This window comes from Streptomyces sp. RP5T (assembly GCF_003933965.1).
In the GTDB taxonomy this organism is placed as follows: Bacteria; Actinomycetota; Actinomycetes; order Streptomycetales; family Streptomycetaceae; genus Streptomyces.
In genome coordinates this window covers 1-3,960 of sequence record NZ_RSAJ01000700.1, presented here as the reverse complement: position 1 = coordinate 3,960, position 3,960 = coordinate 1, and the positions used below count along the sequence as shown (strand labels likewise).

Genomic DNA, 3,960 nt, shown 5'->3' with positions numbered 1-3,960 from the left:
GACGATCGTGGCGGTCAACAAGGACGCCGAGGCGCCGATCTTCGACCTCGTCGACTACGGCGTCGTCGGCGACCTCTTCGACGTCGTTCCCGCCCTCACCGAGGAGATCAAGACCCGCAAGGGCTGATCCGATCCCGCCCCGGGCGTACGAGGCCCCCGTGACCGCCGACGCGGTCGCGGGGGCCTCGGCTCATCCCAGGGTCAGGGTGGCCTGCACCGGCAGGTGGTCGCTCGGGAACTGCCCGTTCATCGCGAAGGTGTTGATGGCGGCCCGGTGCACGGTCGTGCCGGGTGTGGCGAGGATCCAGTCGATGCGGTCGCCGTCGGGAGTGAGGGGCCGGTAACCGTGGAAGGTGGCGTACAACTTGCCGCGTTCGGTGGCCGTGTCCCAGGTGTCGACGAGTCCCGCGGCGAGCAGGATGTCGTACGCGCGGTTGTCGTGGGCCGTGGCGTTGAAGTCGCCGGTCACCAGGACCGGCAGCGCCCGGTCGAACCCGGCGATCTTCTCGCCGAGGAACTGCGCGGAACGCTCGCGCGCGTACTGGCCCACATGGTCGAAGTGGGTGTTGAGGACGTAGAACTCCCGCCCGCCTGAGGCCCGGTCGCGGAAGCGGACCCGGGTGACGATCCGGGGGAGGGCGCCGCCCCAGGTGTTCGAGCCGATGACCCCGGGGGTGTCGGAGAGCCAGTGCGTGTCGTGCTCGACGGGGGCCAGGCGCCGGGTGTCGTAGAAGACCGCCGTGGACTCGTCGTGGCTGCCGCCCTCGCGGCCGGTGCCGATCCAGTCGTAGTGGGGTCCGAGGTCGGCGTGGATGTCGAGCAGTTGCTGGTAGAGGCCCTCCTGCGTACCGATCAGGGTGGGAGCCTCCCGGCGCAGCAGGCGGCGCATCACCGGGCGACGGACGGCCCAGCTGTTGGGTTCGGAGGTACTGGCGTAGCGCAGATTGAACGTCATGACATCGAGTCGGCGGTGGTACGGCTTGGCGGCGGAGGCCGGCAGCGTGCCCATCAGCGGCACGGTGACGGCGGCGGCCACGGCGGTTCTGAGGCCCATGCGACGCGTCATTCTGTGGGTGTCCGACATGTTGTTTCCCTCCCGACGGGACAGGATGAATGGTCGAACCGGAGTGCGGTAGACGGCGTAGGGGTTCTCGGCACCTTGTATGAACGCGGCGGCTCACGCTGTGGACGGGGTGTTGACCGTCGGGAAGCTTCGCGGATAACTTCGCTCTACGGATTGTTGATTCCGTAGAGCGGAAAACTGGAGGATGTGGGATGGGTCAGGGCCAGCAGGAGCAGGTCGCGACGAGCCTCGCGGGAGCCGTCAGCGAGGAGATCAGCGCCTCCCTCGCGCCGGTCGACGCCGAACTGGAGCGCCGCTACCCCGGAGACCCCGGCACCCGCCAGCCCGTGCACACCGTCTACGTCCCCGGTGACGTCTTCGCCGCCGACACCATCCGCTCCTGGGGCGACAAGGCCCTCGCGGCCCTCGACACGCACGCGCCGGACGCCGCGTCCTTCGCCGCCGTCCTCGGACTGTCCGACGAACTCGCCGAGCCCGTCCACGCGCGCGTGCGCGCCAAGCTGGAACGCGAGCCGATCGAGGACCTGCGCGTCGACTTCGAGGACGGTTACGGCTCGCGCCCGGACGCGGAGGAGGACGAGGCGGCGGCCCGCGCGGCCCGGCTGATCGCCGAGGCGTACCGGGACGGCACGGCGGCCCCGTACATGGGCATCCGCATGAAGTGCATGGAGGCGGCCGTCCGGGACCGGGGCATCCGGACCCTCGACGTCTTCCTCACCGGTCTGATGGCGGCGGGCGGCCTGCCCGAGGGGCTGGTGCTTACCCTGCCGAAGGTGACGTACGCCGAGCAGGTCACCGCCTTCGTCCGGCTCCTGGAGGCCTTCGAGAAGGCGCACGGACTGGACTCCGGGCGGCTCGGCTTCGAGATCCAGATCGAGACCAGCCAGTCCATCCTGGCCACCGACGGCACCGCGACCGTCGCCCGCATGATCCAGGCCGCCGAGGGCCGCGCCACCGGCCTGCACTACGGCACCTTCGACTACAGCGCCTGCCTCGGCGTCTCCGCCGCCCACCAGGCCAGCGACCACCCCGCCGCCGACCACGCCAAGGCGATCATGCAGGTCGCGGCCGCGGGCACCGGCGTACGGGTCTCGGACGGCTCCACCAACGTCCTGCCGGTCGGGCCCACGGCCAAGGTCCACGACGCCTGGCGGCTGCACTACGGCCTGACGCGCCGGGCGCTCGCCCGCGCCTACTACCAGGGCTGGGACATGCACCCCGGCCACATCCCCACCCGGTACGCGGCCGTGTTCGCCTTCTACCGCGAGGGCTTCGAGCAGGCCGCCGACCGTCTCGCGCGCTACGCCAACCGGGCCGGCGGCGACGTCATGGACGAGCCCGCGACCGCCAAGGCGCTCAGCGGGTATCTGCTGCGCGGTCTGGACTGCGGCGCCCTGGACATCGGCGAGGTCGCGCGGCTGACCGGTCTGACCCGGGCCGACCTGGAGGGCTATGCGGCGCCCCGGCGCGGTGATCTGACCGTCTCCACGCACTAGCCTCCACGAAGGCGGGGGAGACGTAGCGGACCTGTCACAGTCGCCACCGGCAGCTGGAGTTGTCACTCCTGCCCCGTAGTCTGTACCGCACGCATGGACGTGTCACAGGAACGGGGCAGCGGTGTCTTCGGGGGAGACCAACGGAAAGGGCCAGGACGACGCCGGTCGGCTGCTGGCCGGGCGTTACCGGGTCGTGGCCCAGCTCGGGCGCGGCGGTATGGGCGTGGTCTGGCGGGCCGTCGACGAGGTCCTCGGCCGTGAGGTCGCCGTCAAGGAACTGCGCACCTACACCGACGCCGACGGCCCCGAACTCGCCGATCTGCGGCTGCGGATGCAGCGCGAGGCCCGCGCGGCGGCCCGGGTCCGCCATCCCGGAGTCGTCGCGGTGCACGACGTGGCCGAGGTCGACGGACGCCCCCTGATCGTCATGGAGCTGGTCGAGGGCCCCTCCCTGGACCAGGTGCTGCGCAAGCAGGGCCCCCTCGATGCGCGGGAGGCGGCCGGGATCGGCGCCGAGGTCATGGACGCCCTGGCGGCGGCCCACGAGGCCGGCGTACTGCACCGGGACGTCAAGCCCGGCAACATCCTGCTCGACCGCTCCGGGCGCGTCCTGCTCACCGACTTCGGCATCGCCACCATGGAGGACCCGGGCGACGGCTCGGCCACCAGCCTGACCCGCACCGGTCATCTCGTAGGTTCCCTGGACTACATGGCCCCCGAGCGCGCCCAGGGCGCCGACCCGGGACCGGCCTCCGACGTCTGGGCGCTGGGCGCCACTCTGTTCGCGGCCGTCGAGGGCGCCTCGCCGTTCCGCCGTACGTCGACGTTCTCCACGCTCACCGCGATCGTCGGCGAACCGCTCCCCGAGTCCCACCGCGCCGGTCCTCTCGGCCCCGTCCTCCAGCGTCTGCTGGACAAGCGGCCCGAGGCCCGGCCGGGGGCCGAGGAGGCGCGCGAGCTGCTGCGGGCGGTGGCGGACGGGACCGCGTCCGGGGCGGACAGTCCCACGACGACCCTGCGGGGTACGGCGGGAGCGGCAGGTCGGGCCGAGAGCGTCCCCGGCGTTCCGGCTGCACCGGCCGGGCCCGGGACGGCGCCGGAGTCCGCGTCGCAGGCGACGGAAGGGGCCCTGTCGGCCGCGCCGGCTCAGCCTGCCGTGGGCGCCACGGGCCAGGCCGAGACCCCGGCGCACTGGTGGATCGGGGCCGCCTCCGCCGGCGAGGCCGCGAGGCCGCCCGGCGCGCCCGCCCAGGGCGTCCCCGGCCCCGTTCAGGGCGGCGGTCCGGCACCCGGCCCGGAGACGTTCATCGCCCCTGCGGGCCCTTCGGCGCCCGCCCAGGGGGCGACCCGCGACACGACCCCCATGACGCCCTCCCGCGC

The 3,960-nt window shown here is 72.8% G+C and carries 3 protein-coding genes and 1 pseudogene; 3 read left to right on the top strand and 1 reads right to left on the bottom strand.

The window, feature by feature from the left end; all coding sequences use genetic code 11:
* A pseudogene (locus EHS43_RS39470) lies at nucleotides 1–127 on the top strand (electron transfer flavoprotein subunit alpha/FixB family protein); the annotation flags it as partial.
* A gap of 63 nt (nucleotides 128–190) precedes the next feature.
* On the opposite strand, the gene EHS43_RS39465 reads toward EHS43_RS39470, so the two are convergent.
* The gene (locus EHS43_RS39465; RefSeq protein WP_125195385.1) at nucleotides 191–1,084 is read right to left on the bottom strand and encodes an endonuclease/exonuclease/phosphatase family protein; all 894 of its coding nucleotides are present in this window, start codon (nucleotides 1,082–1,084) and stop codon (nucleotides 191–193) included.
* A gap of 191 nt (nucleotides 1,085–1,275) precedes the next feature.
* Here EHS43_RS39465 and EHS43_RS39460 point away from each other — a divergent pair, with 191 nt between their 5' ends.
* Both EHS43_RS39460 and EHS43_RS39455 read left to right on the top strand, forming a co-directional pair.
* Nucleotides 1,276–2,580, top strand: coding sequence for an aldolase/citrate lyase family protein (locus tag EHS43_RS39460; protein ID WP_125195384.1), 1,305 nt, complete (start codon nucleotides 1,276–1,278; stop codon nucleotides 2,578–2,580).
* 121 nt (nucleotides 2,581–2,701) lie between these two features.
* Nucleotides 2,702–3,960: serine/threonine-protein kinase (locus EHS43_RS39455; protein WP_260470921.1), on the top strand; the 1,259-nt coding region annotated here is incomplete at its 3' end.